Genomic DNA, 16687 nt, shown 5'->3' on the forward strand with positions numbered 1-16687 from the left:
GCCGTTGAGTGCAGGTCATTACCAGAGGGGGATAATACGCGCTATTCACTTCCCCCATGGAGGATACTATGCAAACTCGCGCTTTACCCGATCTCCCGAAAACAACGTCTAACGTCTATACATCCTATATTCGTCAGTTTCTCGCTTCTCCGCGTACGGTGGGATCGGTGATCCCCTCTTCTGCTACCCTGTGCCGCACGATGATGAACCAGATTGACTGGAGCGAAACTTTCACTATTGCTGAACTGGGTTCGGCAAGCGGGGTACTGACGAAAAAAGTACTGTGGCGCATGCACCCAGACGCACAGTTGGATGCCTATGAGATTAACCCACAGTTCATTCCACAGTTGCAGGCCATTAATAACAAAAGGCTAAACGTTGTTGCGGCCTCAGCAGAACAGCTTATCCGCCCCTATGATGCTATTTTCTCCTGCCTGCCACTGCTATCGATGCCGCTGCGTGTCGTGACACGCATTATGCATCAGGTCCAGCACAACTTGTCACCGCAGGGAACATTTATCCAGTTCCAGTACAGCCCATTTTCAGAAAAATTACTCTCACGCTATTTTGACTGGCAGCGTGTAATGGTGTTAAAAAACATACCTCCGGCGCTGGTCTATGTCTGTACGCTACGAAAATAAAAATTCAGTTAAGTGTATGGGGACGAAATTATTTTTTATTATCTTCCCACGCCTTTGCGGATGCAATAATAAGGCTCCTTATAAAACGGAGATAAAATGAACGAGTGGAATAGCAGTTAGCGCATTTAACCGCACTGCTTCATCAAAGGGAAAAGCGCTAATAAATCCTTATCATTGAGCCGCTCCTTAGACCGCACCCTGGCCGTTAAGCAGATAAAAACAGTCGCTCGCTATATTCCCATCCCTCAAAAATCCGTAGCACGGCTCTGCGCCATATTTACTGGACTTCACCTGCGCCAGGTTGATGCCACGCCCTGCAATACGACGGCGCAATACTATCAGCCGATGATGCTTTCCTGACCCGAACCTCTGCAGGTATCCACAACAGGCTCCACCTTCCATTAAGGTCGCTACCCTTAGCAGCAAAATAATTGTCGGGAATAATATTTCCTTATATCCAACCCCCCAGAGAAAATAAATAGGATTATTTGGTAATAAATCCCACGTGGAATATTACATTCCGATTAGAAAATGAAAAAAAGTTTAAATAGCTAGGTTGCCGCATGGCTATTTAAGCCAAACCACAGTTTCAGAGCATAAACTACGCACCGCTGCTGTATTCACACCCACTGCAATATGTTTCTCGCTATATCGCAGATTAATAACCAAGAGAGAGTAATGCGAATATGACAGTATTGTCATACCTGAGACTGCATCATGTCACTGCTCATCCAGGATAATCAAACTACCTAAGATATTTTTTCTGGAGCACTCACAATGAAACGAAATATGATTTATCTGGTACTGCTGGTTTCTACATTATTCACATCAGGTCAAAGCGTCGCCGAAGCAGGCGTGAATAAGGTGGGAGGAACCTGGATACTTTCACCGGTATCCTGGCATCCCGATCTGAATAAAGAGCATGCAGACTATCCCTTTGATTTAACTCCCATAAATACGGGTTCTTCACATCAGCTTGCTAAACAGAACAGAAAGCATCAGCAACATAACACCTCTAATAAAACCTCTTTCGTTGGATAGAAAAGTAGTGATAGACACTAACCGGGCTGTGGTGAGTATGCCTGACGGTATTGCATTGTGTTGATGATTGCCGCGCTGGCCGTAAGCGACTGACGTAAGTGGTCTGTTGAAAACTAATCGATAATCGCAGGGGGGCTTACCCCCCCTTAACATATCGGACAGTCGGGCAGTTTCAGACGTGTTTTTACGGATAACATCAGGCGAGGACGTTCGGGGTTTCGTATACCGTTACTGCGGGCAAACATAACGATATCATTCCCATTAAAAGAATTCCTGTTCGTTCGAGCCACGCGTCCCTGACATGCATTTTCCGTGGTTGTAAGCCGAAATGTGTACTCATTGCGAGACATCACGCAGTTTGGGCCCTTATCTGAAGAAATCTTCAGTCATGATAAGGCGTAAACGATGAAAATTTCCTATTTAAAAAAACCGTCATGCCATCAGCCCTTCCCCCACCCCGCCGCATTTCTTAGAATGAGCGTAATATCTCTTCCCCGGATTCAGGAGCGATCTCATGAGTAAGTCAGAAAAACTGTTTGCACAGGCGCAGCAGCTCATTCCCGGCGGCGTTAACTCGCCGGTACGTGCATTTACCGGCGTGGGTGGCGTACCGCTGTTTATTGAACGCGCCAACGGTGCCTATCTGTACGATGCAGACGATAACGCCTACATTGACTACGTGGGTTCATGGGGTCCAATGGTACTGGGCCACAACCATCCCGCTATTCGCAACGCAGTCATTGAGGCCGCAACCCACGGGCTTAGCTTTGGCGCGCCAACAGCGATGGAAGTGGATATGGCCCGTCTGGTCACCGAGCTGGTTCCCAGCATGGATATGGTGCGAATGGTAAACTCCGGCACTGAAGCAACCATGAGCGCTATTCGTCTGGCGCGCGGTTTTACCGGCCGCGATAAGCTAATCAAGTTCGAAGGCTGCTATCACGGCCATGCTGACCATCTGCTGGTTAAAGCCGGGTCCGGTGCGCTAACGCTGGGCCAGCCAAACTCTCCCGGCGTACCCGCCGACTTTGCTAAACATACCCTGACGTGCACCTATAACGATCTCAGCTCAGTTCGCGCCGCTTTTACTCAGCATCCACACGAGATAGCCTGCATCATCGTCGAGCCGGTTGCTGGCAATATGAACTGCATACCACCGGAGCCGGCGTTTTTACCCGGCCTGCGCCGTCTGTGCGATGAATTTGGCGCACTGCTGATTATCGATGAGGTGATGACCGGTTTTCGCGTAGCGCTGGGCGGCGCCCAGGAGTGGTATGACGTCACGCCCGACCTGACCTGTCTTGGTAAGATTATCGGCGGCGGTATGCCGGTCGGCGCGTTCGGCGGACGCCGCGATATCATGATGGCATTAGCGCCGACCGGCCCGGTTTACCAGGCAGGAACTCTCTCGGGTAATCCCATCGCGATGGCTGCGGGCTATGCCTGCCTCAACGAGCTGAAACAAACCGGCGTATACGAAACACTAACTGGGCTGACCAACCAGCTGGCTCAGGGCCTGCTTGATGCAGCCAAAGAGCACGGCATTCCGCTGGTGGTTAACAACGTTGGCGGCATGTTTGGCCTGTTTTTCACCGAGGCCGAGCGCGTCACCTGCTACGCGGATGTTACCCGCTGCGACGTGGAGCGCTTTAAGCGTTTCTTCCATCTGATGCTGGAACAAGGCGTCTATCTGGCGCCTTCCGCGTTTGAAGCTGGATTTATGTCACTTGCACACAATGAGCAGGACATCAATGACACCGTTGCTGCCGCCCGGCGGGTGTTTGCTAAATTAACGTAACGACTCGCTTTTACTACGTGGAGCTTGTAGTGACCATAAAGCGCTGAATTGCCAATGACGAACAGCCCGCCAGAGGCTTCCTTTGGTACGCTGAACTCTGCTTCGTTAAGCCTGAAGATTGCATGTCGGAACACGTGAACATGGGATGATTTTCTGCCAGACGGGCGCAAAAAATTGCGCTCGTCTGTGCATCAGAAGCGGAAACGCACACTGGCAACAATCTGGCAATCGTAGCGCCAGTAGCGGTCTGTTAACGACTGGCAATGTGTTTGCTATCAGACACATTGCTGATATCCCTCTGTCGCAGACGCAGACAGACCAGCGCGTCCCCGTCGCATTGCATTAAGGCATCCAGCGAGGTGCAACCGCCAACGACGACGTTCTCAACGCGCTACTATTAGTACGCGGATTCTCCCCGCTGAATCCTCAGCGGCCAATGTTACTCATGCTGTTCTTTCAGAAGATGATTAACTTCTTCCTGTGCCTGTTTCATCTCTTTCTGAAACGCCGGTATGCTTTGCAGACGTGAATACTCAGCCCCGCCTACGAAACGCCCGGCATTCACATCACTTTGCCAGTGTGCACCGCAAATAACCCTGCTCTGTCCATACTCCCATGCACGTTTCAACACCGCGTCGCCACGATCCGGACGCAGTTGAGACAGGATCAGCGCAATGTTGGTGGCATAGGCCGTATGACCTGAGGGGTAAGAACCGTTAGTTCGGATGGAGTTCTCCTCCGCCAGCGGCTGGCAGGTATGATGTTTGAAGTAAACAAAAGGACGTTCACGCAGATAAAACTTCTTGGCCGTTTCCGGTGCATAGTCGCCGCTATCTACGTTGAGATAATCCATGATCCGATACAGTGCCGGCGTGGTTTCCGGCGAGATCGTTAAGCCAAAAGGTTTGGAAAAAATGCGGGCCACGTTTGGCGTGCTCATATCTGAATCCACGGTAGCCTGCTTCCAGCGCGGTGTACCTTTCAGCGCGTAGCCCGCTTTATACTCAGCAATATCCAGCGCAAACAGCGGGTCGCCTTTTTTCGGCGGCGGCGGCAGATAAGCTTTGCTACTGAAGGCCTGAGCCGCATCGTGAAAAGTTGGCCCGGTCATCTTGTGCCATGTTACTTCGGCGTCTTTCCCTGACTGATCGGCGGCAAAGGTTGATGTGGTAATAAACAGACCACATGCGGCAAAAAGTGCTACGCTCAATGCTGATTTTTTCATTTCTATTCCTTAGTTTTTTTAAAAAAGCGCGCAAATGCTACCAAAACCACTGAGCCAAATTTGTGATCGGTGACCAACAATTTCCTGCATATTTTCTTAAAAATTCAATGTGTTGCCTCTAAAAAAAAAGCCAGGCGTGCAGGCGACTGGCTTTTTAAGTTAGGTGAAATACGCTTATTTACTGCCGAACATCTCCTTGATCCAGCCAGCTACGCCGCCGCTCTCCTTTTTTTCCTCCTGAGGTTGCGGCTGTTGATCGGGCAACATATGTTGCTGCTGTAACTGTTGCTGTTGGCTATCCTGCTGTTGCTGCTGGCAGAGTGCATTCGCGTCCGTCGTCCAAACCGGCAGCGTACCCGCTACGTCAGTGTCACTGCCGCAGACAAAATTGCCGTTGGCATCAACATTCATTGAGGTAATGCCTTCAGGCGGTGTCAGCACCAGCGGCAGCGGCGGCTGATTATCCAGGTAATGACGATAAATCTGCATTGCTCCGCTGGAACCATACAGGTTGGTTGGCTTGTTGTTATCGCGGCCAACCCAGGTGACAGCCACTTCTTTACCATCAATACCAGCAAACCAGCTATCCACCTGGTTATTCGTGGTACCGGTTTTGCCTGCCAGGTGCGCATTCGGGAAGCGCGCACCCAAAGCATGAGCTGTACCACGTACCACAACCTTTTGCAGCGCATACATCGTGAGATACGCTGCCTGAGCCGGCACTACGCGTTCAGACTGTGGGTAGCTCTGATAAAGCACCTTCCCATCCTGAGTAATAACAGAACGCAGTGCTGATAGCGGTGCACGATCACCGCCGCTGGCAATAGTCTGGAACGCCTGAGCCACTTCGATCGGTGTCAGGTTCAGCGCACCGAGCAGCATTGCCGGCACCGGCTGGATCTGATCTTCAGGTGCTCCCAGCTTACCCCAAGTATTCACGATCGAATCCAGCCCCAGCGTCATGCCAAGATTAACGGTTGGCACATTCATCGAGTTTACCAGCGCGTCTATCAACTTCACCTGGCCGCTGAAACGACGATCGTCATTTTGCGGTTTCCATGTCTGACCATTTGGTAATTTCATGGCGATTGGGGTGTCCCCCAGCCAGGTATTCAGACGGTATTTATCCGGTTGGCTCAGCGCCGTTAAATAGGTGGCTGGTTTCGCCAGCGATCCGATCGACCGACGCGCCAGCATCGCGCGATTGTAACCGGGATACTGTGGATCGGCACCGCCCACCATCGCGCGCACTTCTCCGGTGAAGCGGTCAACAATCACCATCGCCGTTTCTAAATCTTTCAGACCACGTTGTTTACGTAGCGCCGCGATACCATCAACCACCGCTTTTTCCGCAGCATCCTGAGAGATGGGATCAAGGGTAGTGAAGATTTTTACGCCGGAAAGATCGTTAATTTTGTCACCGAGTTTAGCCTGCAATTCCTCACGCACCATTTGCATGAAAGCGGGCTGAGGAGTGAGTACTCCCCCCCTGGGCTGCACACCGAGAGGACGCGCTGACAAGGTGTTATATAAATCCTGATCAATATAATTTTGCTGCAGCAGTAAGTGCAGCACCACGTTACGTCGCTCCAGTGCCAGCTTTGGATTGCGCCACGGATTATATAACGACGCTCCTTTAACCATCCCGACCAACAGCGCCTGCTGATCGAGGCTCAACTCATCGACGGGACGACCGAAATAGTACAGGCTGGCCAGCGGAAAGCCGCGGATCTGATCGTTGCCTGCCTGACCGAGATAAACCTCATTCAGGTAAAGCTCCAGAATGCGCTCCTTGCCGTAGCGCGCATCCATGATCAGCGCCATATAAGCTTCGTTAGCTTTACGCCATAGTGAACGTTCGCTGCTAAGAAACATGTTTTTAACCAGCTGCTGCGTCAAAGTACTGCCGCCCTGCACGGTTCGACCGGCGGAAAGATTCGCCAGGAAAGCGCGGCCGATAGAGTAGAGGCTGATACCATCATGCTCATAGAAATGGCGATCTTCGGTGGCAATCAGCGTATCGACCAGCAAATTTGGGAAGCCGGAACGCGGCACATACAGGCGTTGCTCACCGTTAGGTGATTGCAACATGGTAATAAGACGTGGATCAAGTCGGAAATAGCCAAAATTGCGGCCGTTATCGAGATTCTTTATTTCTGTTAGCGTGTTGCCGCTAAAGGTCATCTGCGCGTGGATCTGCCCCTCGTCGCCATCGGGGAAGTCAAACGGACGGCGTAGTAACTCAATATTATTGCCGTGGACGGCAAACTCTCCCGGACGCGTAATGCGGGAAACCTCCCGATACTGGGTGCCATCCAGCAGCGCGATCATCTCTTTTTCGCTGTAGGTCATCCCCGGCTCAAGGCTGACAATGCGACCGTATACGGCCGCGGGTAGCTGCCACACATTGCCATCAATGCGATTGCTAATTTTCGCATTCAGCCAGAAGCCGTAGGCGATAATAATGACGATGAGTAGCAAAAAGAGCTTGATAAACAGCCCAAGCCAGCGTCGCTTACCTCCCCGCGGTCCACCTTTACCTTTACGCGGCACGAATGTTACCTCCTCATCATCATCATCTGCATAATCTTCTTCCTTCCGGCGACCCCACCTGACGCGGCTGCGCGGCGGTTTGGGCTGTTTTCCTTTGCGCCCAATAGGTTCGCGATCGTTACCAGACATAGGTTACTTTTCTCCAGGGGTAGCCGGCATCCAGACCGGCTTACTTTCCAACTGTTCATTGCCAGACAGAAGTGAAACCTTCTGAATTGCACTCCCGTTTACTTAGACGGCAGGTGTTTTTTGGTGCGGCGCGTCGGCAACGCCGACGCTGGGTCATCCGGCCAGAGATGTTTAGGATAACGCCCCTTCATCTCTTTCTTAACGTCATGATAAGCCCCTTGCCAAAAAGCAGCCAGGTCGCGTGTTATCTGCAACGGGCGCTGCGCAGGCGACAGCAGGGACAGTACAAGGGGAATACGACCCTGTGCAATGCAGGGATTCTGCGCTTCACCAAGCATCTCCTGTAGCCGAACCGCCAGTAAAGGAGGTTTGTCTTCATGGTATTCAATCGGCAGCCGATTTCCTGTCGGCACAGTGTAATGAGTTGGCAACAGAGTATCCAGCTGTTGGCGCTGCGACCATGTTAATAAGTGTAAGAGAGCCTGGTACAGATCGATATTTAATAATCCCTTTATATCCTTAACGCCGCGCATTACGGGTAATAACCACTTATCAAGAGTAAATATCAAGTCTGCGTCTTCGACTTTTGGCCAGTTTTGTTCCGGTAGCCAGCGGTGCGCGCAGTAAAGCCGCAGTCGTAGCTGCGTTGCCGCCTTGCTCCAGTTCAGCACGATTAAACCGCGATGCGTTATCCAGCGTAGCATAGCCTGATGCAACTCCTCCTCGCCAGGCTGTGGCATGGGGCGCGATTTGACTATCAGCTGGCCGATCTGCTCTCGTTGCCAGGCGCGCAGCGTGAGCCGATCCTCATCCCATTCGACCTCGGTCTGCGTTTGCAGCAATTCAGGACATCGGGCGATAAGCGCATTGACATCTACGCCCAGTCCCAGCCGCAAACGGCCATCGGGCTGACCATCGCGCAATAAGACATCCAGCGCGAACAGCCATTCATAGTGCGCCAGCGCTGCATCCGACGCCAGCGCGATACCGCTACCGCTTGCCAGCAAATAGCGGCCACTCGCGCCACGACGCTGCGCAAGACGATCGGCAAAAGCGCTGGCAAGCAGCGGGACAATTGCATCGACATTCACCCCGGCGTCCAGAGGACTGCCGACCAGCTGACGCGCACGCTGCTGCCAGTGAGGTGATGGCCGATGAAAAGCAGCTAACAAATCACCGCTGCCATCGCGCGGTGGTTCCTCAAGAATAGCCGTCAGTAGCGCCGCCGTCGCCTGCTGCGTGGGTGCCAGCTCAGCGGCGGTAACCAGCATCGCGGCCAGTCGCGGATCGATGCCTGGCTTTGCCATACGTCGACCTTTCAGGCTCAGAGCATGCCGTTCATCGGTGGCGCCCAGCTGCCGAAGCAACTGCCGCGCCGCCTGTAGATTGTTCTCCGGTGGCGCATCCAGCCAGTTTAAATCCTGCGCTGAAGCACACCCCCACTGCAACAGCTCCAGCCAGAAGGCGCTCAGGTCACAGCGCAAAATCTCTGGCTGGGCGTGTCCGGCAGCACGCTCCGCCTGCTCCGCGCTAATCAGATGCAGGCAGACCCCCGGCGACAACCGCCCCGCACGCCCCGCACGCTGGGTCATTGATGCCTGGCTGACGCGTTGAGTCTGCAAACGACTCAGCCCGCTACGCGGATCGAACATCGTCACCCGCTCCAACGCGCAGTCAAGCACCAGCCGGATACCTTCAATAGTCAGGCTGGTTTCGGCAATATTGGTTGCCAGTACCACCTTACGCCGTCCCGAAGGGGACGGTAATATCGCTTTACGCTGTTCAGCCAGCGGTAGAGCGCCATATAAAGGACAGATATCCACATCCAGCGCTACTCGTGCTTGCAGTTCACGCTCAACGCGACGGATTTCCGCAATGCCAGGAAGAAACACCAGCATTGACCCCTTTTCATCAACCAGCATCTGACTGGCCTGACGCGCCACGCTTTGTTCAAATCCAAGGGCCAGATCCAGCGGTTGATAGCGCCGCTCAACTGGCCAGCTGCGCCCGGCCGACACGACCAGCGGTGCTTCAGGCAGCAGCTCCTGAAGTCGGCTGTTATCGAGCGTGGCGGACATCAGTAATATTTTCAGATTGTCGCGCAACCCCTGCTGTACGTCGAGTAACAGCGCCAGAGCCAGATCGGCTTGCAAACTGCGCTCGTGAAATTCGTCAAGAATAACCAGCGCGACGCCTTCCAGCATCGGATCGTTTTGCAACATGCGGGTAAGGATACCTTCAGTGACGACCTCAAGGCGGGTTGCCTTACTGACCGCCCTCTCTCCGCGCATACGGTAGCCCACCGTGATCCCCGGCTGCTCTCCCAGCTGTTCGGCCAGACGCTGTGCCACGTTACGCGCCGCCAGCCGCCGCGGCTCCAGCATAATGATGCGTCCCGGCAGCGAGGCCTGCTGCAATAATTGTAGTGGCAGCCAGGTTGATTTCCCGGCGCCGGTCGGCGCAGCCAGCAACACCTGATTGTTCTGCCTCAGCGCACCCAGCACCTCGGAAAGGACTTCACTAACGGGTACCCCATCATTCACCTGCTTACTCCCCGGACTGGCCTCAAACTGGCGAGCATTGTAGCATTTAGCTTTACGACTGCGAGTCTGAGCCCAAAATGTCCGATAGCTGACAGCGGTTATTTGCCGTTACACCTGCGGCGTGGGTGCCATAGCATGGCGTAGCACGCGTGAAACAGTGGCGATAGCGCCTCCGGGCTTCATGCTATTTTCCCGCCGCTCGCGTCACCCTGTACGCCTCTTGCTTTACCTTGGGCGAACAGACTATCAGGCCTTACAACACTGGAAACTGGATTAACCTATGGAGTTTTCCCCAGCACTGCGTCAGGCAACGCTTATCACCCGTTATAAACGCTTTCTGGCCGACGTGATCAGCGCCGAAGGCGAGACGCTAACCATTCACTGCGCCAACACCGGCGCCATGACCGGCTGCGCGACACCGGGCGATACCGTCTGGTATTCAACCAGTGATAGCAGCACGCGCAAATACCCACATAGTTGGGAATTAAGCCAAACCCGCGCAGGGCACTGGATTAGCGTCAACACCCTTCGAACAAATGCGCTGGTCAGAGAAGCGCTACAAGCTGGCTGGGTTCAGGCGCTATCTGGTTATCAAACGCTGAAAGCCGAGGTTAAATATGGAAGCGAGCGCAGCCGAATTGATTTTATGTTACAGGCAGAAGGGCGGGTTAACTGCTATATTGAAGTCAAATCCGTGACGCTGTTACAGCAAGGTAAAGGTTACTTTCCGGATGCGGTCACCGAACGGGGCCAGAAGCACCTGCGTGAACTTATCAGTGCTGCTTCAGAAGGCCACCGGGCGGTATTACTGTTTGCCGTGATGCACTCGGGAATTGAGGACGTATCCCCCGCCAGGCATATTGATAGTCGTTATGCAGAATTACTGGTACAGGCACAGCAGCAAGGCGTTGAAGTGCTGGCATATAAAGCGTCGCTATCCCATACAGGGATGCAGCTCAGAACATCGGTTGCGGTAAAGCTGTAATCATTTAGCTGCTTTACTGTTATAAGACTGTTTGGCGTCAATAGACTGTTACGCGTTTCCTCACAGGCTTGTCAAGACATGTTCAGGAATAATTGCCAACCTCAGCGGCTTCTGATATTTATAGCGGCCTGTTTTTCCCCTTTGGGGATCGATTGGGCGTGTTATCCAGGAGAAACAACATGCAAGAAGGGCAAAGCCGTAAAACGTCGTCCCTGAGTATTCTCGCCATCGCTGGGGTGGAGCCATATCAAGAGAAACCGGGCGAAGAGTATATGAATGAAGCCCAGCTGAATCACTTTAAGAAAATTCTTGAAGCATGGCGTAATCAACTGCGCGATGAAGTGGATCGCACGGTATCACACATGCAGGATGAAGCGGCTAACTTCCCCGACCCCGTTGACCGCGCAGCGCAAGAAGAGGAGTTCAGCCTCGAACTGCGTAACCGCGACCGGGAGCGAAAGCTGATCAAAAAGATCGAAAAAACGCTGAAAAAAGTGGAAGACGACGATTTTGGCTTCTGCGAATCCTGCGGCGTTGAGATCGGTATTCGCCGCCTGGAAGCGCGTCCGACCGCCGATTTGTGCATTGACTGCAAAACGCTGGCCGAAATTCGCGAAAAACAGATGGCTGGCTGATCAGCCTGAGGTTCCGCAGCAATCATCTTGCTGCGGAACAGATTACACCCATGACCTGCCCTTATATCGGTCGTTTCGCGCCTTCTCCCTCCGGCCCTCTCCATTTTGGCTCGCTGATTGCTGCTCTTGGCAGCTATTTGCAGGCCCGCGCCCGTCAGGGGCGCTGGCTGGTGCGCATTGAAGATATCGATCCACCGCGCGAGATGCCCGGTGCCGCGGACCAGATCCTCGCCCAGCTTGAACATTACGGCCTGCGCTGGGACGGTGAAGTGCTCTGGCAGTCGCAGCGTCATGAAGCCTATCGCGCCGCGCTGGACAAGCTAATGCAAAACGGAATGAGCTACTACTGCACCTGTCATCGCAGCCGCATCCAGCAAATCGGTGGCTATTATGACGGTGACTGTCGCTATCGCCAGCGGAGGCCGCACAATGCCGCCATCCGACTAAAAGTGGATCATCCCATACGGCAATTCTTCGATCAGCGCCGCGGGGTAATCGTTTGCGAACCGGCGCTGGCGCAAGAAGACTTTATTATTCATCGCCGCGATGGCTTGTTTGCCTATAATTTGGCGGTCGTGGTCGACGATCACTTTCAAGGGATCACCGAGGTGGTACGCGGTGCCGATTTGATCGAACCTACCGTGCGTCAGATCACGCTGTTTCAACAGGCAGGCTGGCAAGCACCGCACTGGCTACATTTACCGTTGGCGCTCAACGCTGACGGCAACAAGCTCTCCAAACAGAATCATGCGGCCGCGTTGCCCGACGGCGATCCGCGTTTTACCCTCTGTCAGGCACTGCGCTTTTTAGGTCAGGCGGTACCGGAAGGCGTTGAGGACACGACCGTTGAAACACTGCTTAACACCGCCGTTGCACAATGGGATATAACGAGTATCCCGGTCAATGATGCGCAAAACGGCCTTGTTGCCACAACAGCATTCTCAAATGATTCGCACTGAGCTATGATTAGCCGCTGTTTTTTACCGCAAGGTTAATGACTCACTGTCGAGGTGTCCTATTTTTACCCGAGTTGCCAATTTTTGCCGCAAAATTTTGAACCGCGATGAAGCGACATCCGCTGACAATAGCCACCTCACGCCGATGACGGTGATTCCTCGCGATCGCCACAACATTTCGCGCAAAGATATTAGTGAGAATGCCCTTAAAGTACTCTACCGGCTAAACAAAGCGGGCTTCGAGGCCTATCTGGTCGGCGGTGGCGTGCGTGATTTGCTGCTCAATAAAAAGCCCAAGGATTTCGACGTCACCACCAATGCGACCCCGGAGGAAATGCGGAAGCTTTTTCGCAATTGCCGTTTAGTTGGTCGTCGATTCCGTCTTGCTCACGTTATGTTCGGTCCGGAAACTATCGAAGTGGCTACCTTTCGTGGCCATCACACCTCTGAGCAGGAATCGGTTAGCTCGCAGCGCGGACAGAACGGTATGCTACTGCGCGATAATATTTTTGGATCGATCGAAGACGACGCCCAACGCCGCGACCTGACGATTAACAGTCTTTACTACAGCGTTGCCGATTTTACCGTACGTGATTATGTCGGTGGGCTACAGGATCTACAGCAGGGCGTGATCCGCATGATCGGCGATCCGGAAATGCGTTATCGCGAAGATCCCGTGCGTATGCTGCGCGTTATACGCTTTGCGGCCAAACTGGATATGCGCATTGCGCCGGAAACGGCAGAGCCGCTACCACGTCTGGCAACCTTGCTAAACGATGTTCCACCGGCACGTCTGTTTGAAGAGACGCTCAAGTTACTTCAGGCAGGCCATGGTCATGCCACCTATCTTAAACTACGCGAATATCAGCTGTTTCAACCGCTTTTTCCGCTCCTCAACCGCCTGTTTACTGCTGAGGGTAATACCTCAATGGAGCGTATGTTGGTTCAGGTGCTGAAAAACACCGATACGCGTATTCACAACGCAATGCGGGTAAATCCGGCATTTTTATTTTCTGCCATGTTCTGGTATCCCGTAATGGAAACCGCGCAGCGTATATCTCAGGAAGGCGGACTCGCCTGGTTTGACGCCTTCGCATTGGCAACTAACGATGTCCTTGATGAGGCCTGCCGCGCGCTGACCATTCCAAAGCGGCTTACCACGCTGATGCGTGATATCTGGCAGCTACAGCTGCGTATGTCCCGGCGTCAGGGCAAACGCGCCTGGAAACTGATGGAGCACCCGAAATTCCGCGCGGCTTATGACCTGCTGGCGCTGCGTGCCGGAGTTGAGGGCAATACCGAAATGAAGCGGCTTGCCGAATGGTGGGGTGAATTTCAGGCCGCCACGCCGCCACACCAAAAAGAGATGTTGAATAAGCTTGGCAATGATCCGGCATCACGCAGCCGCGCCCGTCGCCCGCGTCAACGCGCACCGCGCCGCGGCGCCAGCCAATGACCCTGGTTTATCTGGCGCTCGGTAGTAATCTGGCCGAACCGTTACGCCAGGTAGAATCCGCGCTGCTCGCATTGAATGCCGTACCGCAGACGTCGCTCATTCGCCTCTCCGCGTTTTACCGCACGCCCCCGTACGGTCCACCGTACCAGCCTGATTTTCTCAATGCCGTGGCTGAGCTGGACACCGCGCTGACACCGTTGGCGCTGCTGGACCATACTCAACGTATCGAGCTGGAGCAGGGCCGGGAACGTAAAGCAGAGCGCTGGGGACCACGTACGATCGACCTTGATATTCTGCTATTTGGCGATCTCACGCTGAATACGCCGCGCCTGATCCTCCCCCATTACGATATGCACAATCGCGCATTCATGCTGCTGCCACTGGTTGAACTCTCACCCGGGATCACCTTACCCAACGGCAAAAAAGCAGCAGATCTGCTGGCCGGACTCGATAGCAGCACTATTCGCTTCTGGTGACTTCCTTTAAGATAGCGCCGTATTCGTATTTTCTCAGAGGGCATTATGAAACCGATGACCATCACTCAACTGCGCCAGTTAAAGCAGCAGGGGAAGAAATTTGCCTCCATCACCGCTTACGACTTCAGCTTTGCCAGATTGTTTGCCGAAGAAGGCATTCAGGTAATGCTGGTTGGTGATTCGCTGGGAATGACCGTGCAAGGCCATGACTCAACGCTACCGGTGACGATCGACGATATTGTTTATCATACAAAGGCTGTGCGCCGGGGGGCCCCTCAGGCGCTGCTGATGTCCGATCTGCCCTTCATGACCTATGCCACGCCAGAGCAAAGCTGGAAAAATGCAGGGGCGTTAATGCGCGCCGGTGCCAACATGGTCAAAATTGAAGGTGGAGAATGGCTGGCCGGTACCGTCCGGGGGCTGACGGATCGCGCGGTCCCTGTGTGCTGCCACCTCGGTCTGACGCCGCAGTCGGTTAATATCTTTGGCGGCTACAAAATACAGGGGCGTGATAATCAAACAGCCGATCGCCTGCTGGCCGATGCCCTGGCATTGGAAGCCGCCGGCGCACAGCTGATGGTGCTGGAATGCATCCCGATGGCCCTGGCAGAACGGGTGACTAAAGCGTTGTCGATCCCGGTGATTGGTATCGGTGCCGGCAACGTCACCGACGGGCAGATCCTGGTCATGCACGATGCCTTCGGCATTACCGGCGGTCATACTCCTAAATTTGCCAGGAATTTCCTTGCGCAGAGCGGCGATATTCGCGCCGCCGTGCGTCAGTATATTGCGGAAGTGGAAAGCACTGCCTACCCCGCCGCTGAACACAGTTTCCAGTAATGGAGGAGAGTGTCCGTGCTGATTATTGAAACACAACTCATGCTGCGCCGGGTAATTCGCCGCTGGCGTCTGGCAGGTAAACGTATTGCGCTGGTGCCCACAATGGGAAATCTGCACGATGGCCATCTCAGTCTGATCGGCGAAGCGCGGTCGCGGGCTGATATCGTCGTCGCGTCCATTTTCGTTAATCCAATGCAGTTTGAACGTACCGATGACCTGGTCCGCTATCCACGAACCCTACAGGACGACTGCGAAAAGCTGAATAAATGCGATGTGGATCTGGTGTTCGCCCCCACTGTGGCCGACATTTATCCTCAGGGCTTCAATGAACAGACCTTTGTGGAAGTGCCGGGCCTCTCCTCGCGGCTTGAGGGTGCCAGTCGGCCCGGCCATTTTCGCGGCGTCACGACCGTGGTCAGCAAGCTGTTTAATCTGATTCAACCAGACATCGCCTGCTTTGGCGAAAAAGATTATCAGCAGCTGGCGTTGATCCGCAAAATGGTTGCGGATATGAGTTACGATATTGAGATAATAGGTGTAGCGACAGTGCGAGCGGCGGATGGCCTGGCGTTCAGCTCACGCAATGGTAACCTGACGAAAGATGAACGCAAGCTGGCCCCCGGCCTGAGCCAGGTCATGGGATCAATGGCTGCCAGGCTGGCTGCCGGTGAGCGTAATATTGAACAGATTATCGCTGAGGGTGAAAAGGCGCTGATGGAGAAAGGCCTGCGCCCGGACGGCATCGCCATCTGCGACGCGGACTGCCTGCTTACGCCCGGCAACGGCAGCCAGCGAGCGGTGATCCTGATGGCCGCCTGGCTTGGAAACACCCGACTTATCGACAATCAGCAGGTTGAACTGACCTGGTAGACTTTTTGCACAAATTCTGACAATACTTGCCAGCGGCACGTCGCGGTTAGCGCGGCCAGAACGCATCATGGCAACAGAGTAAATACGAAGGTAACAGGTATGATTCGCACCATGCTGCAGGGCAAGCTTCATCGCGTTAAGGTCACCCAGGCAGACCTTAACTATGAAGGTTCCTGCGCCATTGACCAGAATTTCCTCGATGCTTCAGGCATCCTTGAATATGAAGCCATCGATATCTATAACGTGACCAACGGTCAGCGTTTTTCCACTTATGCCATCGCCGCCGAACGCGGCTCGAAAATTATCTCCGTCAACGGTGCGGCTGCCCGCTGCGCCTGTGAAGGCGATATCCTGATTATCTGCTCCTACGTACAGGTGGCGGATGAGCAAGCGCGTTTGTGGCAGCCCAAAGTCGCTTATTTTGAAGGTGATAACCTGATGAAACGCCTGGCTAAAGCGCTTCCTGTCCAGCTGGCTTGATCAAAAAAGGGCGAATATTATCGCCCTTTCCTTAATGCTTTTCTGATTTTTCAACGGTT

General features: G+C 53.7%; 14 protein-coding genes. 11 read left to right on the forward strand and 3 right to left on the reverse strand.

Annotated features, from left to right (window positions below):
• Positions 1 to 68 precede the first annotated feature (68 nt).
• The 3 genes from BM191_RS06305 (at position 69) to hemL (ending at position 3480) form a co-directional block, all read left to right on the forward strand.
• A complete protein-coding gene (locus tag BM191_RS06305) occupies positions 69 to 641 on the forward strand; it encodes a class I SAM-dependent methyltransferase (RefSeq protein WP_092876285.1) in 573 nt (190 codons plus the stop codon).
• A 777-nt stretch (positions 642 to 1418) separates the two neighbouring features.
• Positions 1419 to 1682, forward strand: a complete 264-nt coding sequence (locus tag BM191_RS06310) for a hypothetical protein (protein ID WP_092876287.1) — start codon at positions 1419 to 1421, stop codon at positions 1680 to 1682.
• Positions 1683 to 2196: 514 nt separating this feature from the next.
• Complete coding sequence (hemL, locus tag BM191_RS06315) at positions 2197 to 3480, forward strand: glutamate-1-semialdehyde 2,1-aminomutase (protein WP_092876289.1); 1284 nt, start codon at positions 2197 to 2199, stop codon at positions 3478 to 3480.
• Positions 3481 to 3919: 439 nt separating this feature from the next.
• On the opposite strand, the gene BM191_RS17075 is transcribed toward hemL, so the two are convergent.
• The 3 genes from BM191_RS17075 to hrpB all read right to left on the reverse strand — a co-directional run bounded on the left by BM191_RS17075 (position 3920) and on the right by hrpB (position 9930).
• A complete protein-coding gene (locus BM191_RS17075) occupies positions 3920 to 4705 on the reverse strand; it encodes an acid phosphatase (protein ID WP_230479532.1) in 786 nt (261 codons plus the stop codon).
• Between the two features lie 174 nt (positions 4706 to 4879).
• A complete protein-coding gene (mrcB, locus tag BM191_RS06325) occupies positions 4880 to 7387 on the reverse strand; it encodes a bifunctional glycosyl transferase/transpeptidase (protein ID WP_092876292.1) in 2508 nt (835 codons plus the stop codon).
• Between the two features lie 98 nt (positions 7388 to 7485).
• The gene (hrpB, locus tag BM191_RS06330) at positions 7486 to 9930 is read right to left on the reverse strand and encodes an ATP-dependent helicase HrpB (protein WP_092876294.1); all 2445 of its coding nucleotides are present in this window, start codon (positions 9928 to 9930) and stop codon (positions 7486 to 7488) included.
• Positions 9931 to 10210: 280 nt separating this feature from the next.
• On the opposite strand from hrpB, the gene sfsA reads away from it, so the two are divergent.
• The 8 genes from sfsA (at position 10211) to panD (ending at position 16628) form a co-directional block, all read left to right on the forward strand.
• Positions 10211 to 10915 (forward strand): DNA/RNA nuclease SfsA, encoded by a 705-nt coding sequence (sfsA, locus tag BM191_RS06335; RefSeq protein ID WP_092876297.1) that lies wholly within the window; start codon positions 10211 to 10213, stop codon positions 10913 to 10915.
• Positions 10916 to 11094: 179 nt separating this feature from the next.
• Complete coding sequence (gene dksA / locus BM191_RS06340) at positions 11095 to 11550, forward strand: RNA polymerase-binding protein DksA (protein ID WP_092876299.1); 456 nt, start codon at positions 11095 to 11097, stop codon at positions 11548 to 11550.
• Between the two features lie 50 nt (positions 11551 to 11600).
• A complete protein-coding gene (gene gluQRS, locus BM191_RS06345) occupies positions 11601 to 12509 on the forward strand; it encodes a tRNA glutamyl-Q(34) synthetase GluQRS (protein WP_092876301.1) in 909 nt (302 codons plus the stop codon).
• A 58-nt stretch (positions 12510 to 12567) separates the two neighbouring features.
• Complete coding sequence (gene pcnB / locus BM191_RS06350; protein ID WP_230479542.1) at positions 12568 to 13962, forward strand: polynucleotide adenylyltransferase PcnB; 1395 nt, start codon at positions 12568 to 12570, stop codon at positions 13960 to 13962.
• Positions 13959 to 14438: a 2-amino-4-hydroxy-6-hydroxymethyldihydropteridine diphosphokinase gene (gene folK, locus BM191_RS06355; RefSeq protein WP_092876305.1), complete on the forward strand. Its 480-nt coding sequence runs from the start codon at positions 13959 to 13961 to the stop codon at positions 14436 to 14438. The genes pcnB and folK overlap by 4 nt, the downstream gene beginning before the upstream one ends.
• Before the next feature lie 45 nt (positions 14439 to 14483).
• Positions 14484 to 15278 carry a 3-methyl-2-oxobutanoate hydroxymethyltransferase gene (gene panB, locus BM191_RS06360; protein WP_092876307.1) on the forward strand — a complete coding sequence of 265 codons (795 nt, stop codon included), beginning with the start codon at positions 14484 to 14486 and terminating at the stop codon, positions 15276 to 15278.
• 15 nt (positions 15279 to 15293) lie between these two features.
• Positions 15294 to 16148, forward strand: coding sequence for a pantoate--beta-alanine ligase (panC, locus tag BM191_RS06365; RefSeq protein WP_092876309.1), 855 nt, complete (start codon positions 15294 to 15296; stop codon positions 16146 to 16148).
• Between the two features lie 99 nt (positions 16149 to 16247).
• Positions 16248 to 16628: an aspartate 1-decarboxylase gene (gene panD / locus BM191_RS06370; RefSeq protein WP_092876311.1), complete on the forward strand. Its 381-nt coding sequence runs from the start codon at positions 16248 to 16250 to the stop codon at positions 16626 to 16628.
• Positions 16629 to 16687 lie beyond the last annotated feature (59 nt).

The sequence above is a fragment of the Izhakiella capsodis genome, from assembly GCF_900115045.1.
In the GTDB taxonomy this organism is placed as follows: Bacteria; Pseudomonadota; Gammaproteobacteria; order Enterobacterales; family Enterobacteriaceae; genus Izhakiella; species Izhakiella capsodis.

Excerpts from the sequence above, each read along its gene's own strand:
- dksA (WP_092876299.1), top strand. The coding sequence starts at position 11,095 with ATGCAAGAAGGGCAAAGCCGTAAAACGTCGTCCCTGAGTATTCTCGCC.
- panD (WP_092876311.1), top strand. The coding sequence starts at position 16,248 with ATGATTCGCACCATGCTGCAGGGCAAGCTTCATCGCGTTAAGGTCACC.
- BM191_RS06305 (WP_092876285.1), top strand. The coding sequence starts at position 69 with ATGCAAACTCGCGCTTTACCCGATCTCCCGAAAACAACGTCTAACGTC.
- hemL (WP_092876289.1), top strand. The coding sequence starts at position 2,197 with ATGAGTAAGTCAGAAAAACTGTTTGCACAGGCGCAGCAGCTCATTCCC.
- sfsA (WP_092876297.1), top strand. The coding sequence starts at position 10,211 with ATGGAGTTTTCCCCAGCACTGCGTCAGGCAACGCTTATCACCCGTTAT.
- panB (WP_092876307.1), top strand. The coding sequence starts at position 14,484 with ATGAAACCGATGACCATCACTCAACTGCGCCAGTTAAAGCAGCAGGGG.
- mrcB (WP_092876292.1), bottom strand. The coding sequence starts at position 7,387 with ATGTCTGGTAACGATCGCGAACCTATTGGGCGCAAAGGAAAACAGCCC.
- gluQRS (WP_092876301.1), top strand. The coding sequence starts at position 11,601 with ATGACCTGCCCTTATATCGGTCGTTTCGCGCCTTCTCCCTCCGGCCCT.
- BM191_RS06310 (WP_092876287.1), top strand. The coding sequence starts at position 1,419 with ATGAAACGAAATATGATTTATCTGGTACTGCTGGTTTCTACATTATTC.
- BM191_RS17075 (WP_230479532.1), bottom strand. The coding sequence starts at position 4,705 with ATGAAAAAATCAGCATTGAGCGTAGCACTTTTTGCCGCATGTGGTCTG.
- folK (WP_092876305.1), top strand. The coding sequence starts at position 13,959 with ATGACCCTGGTTTATCTGGCGCTCGGTAGTAATCTGGCCGAACCGTTA.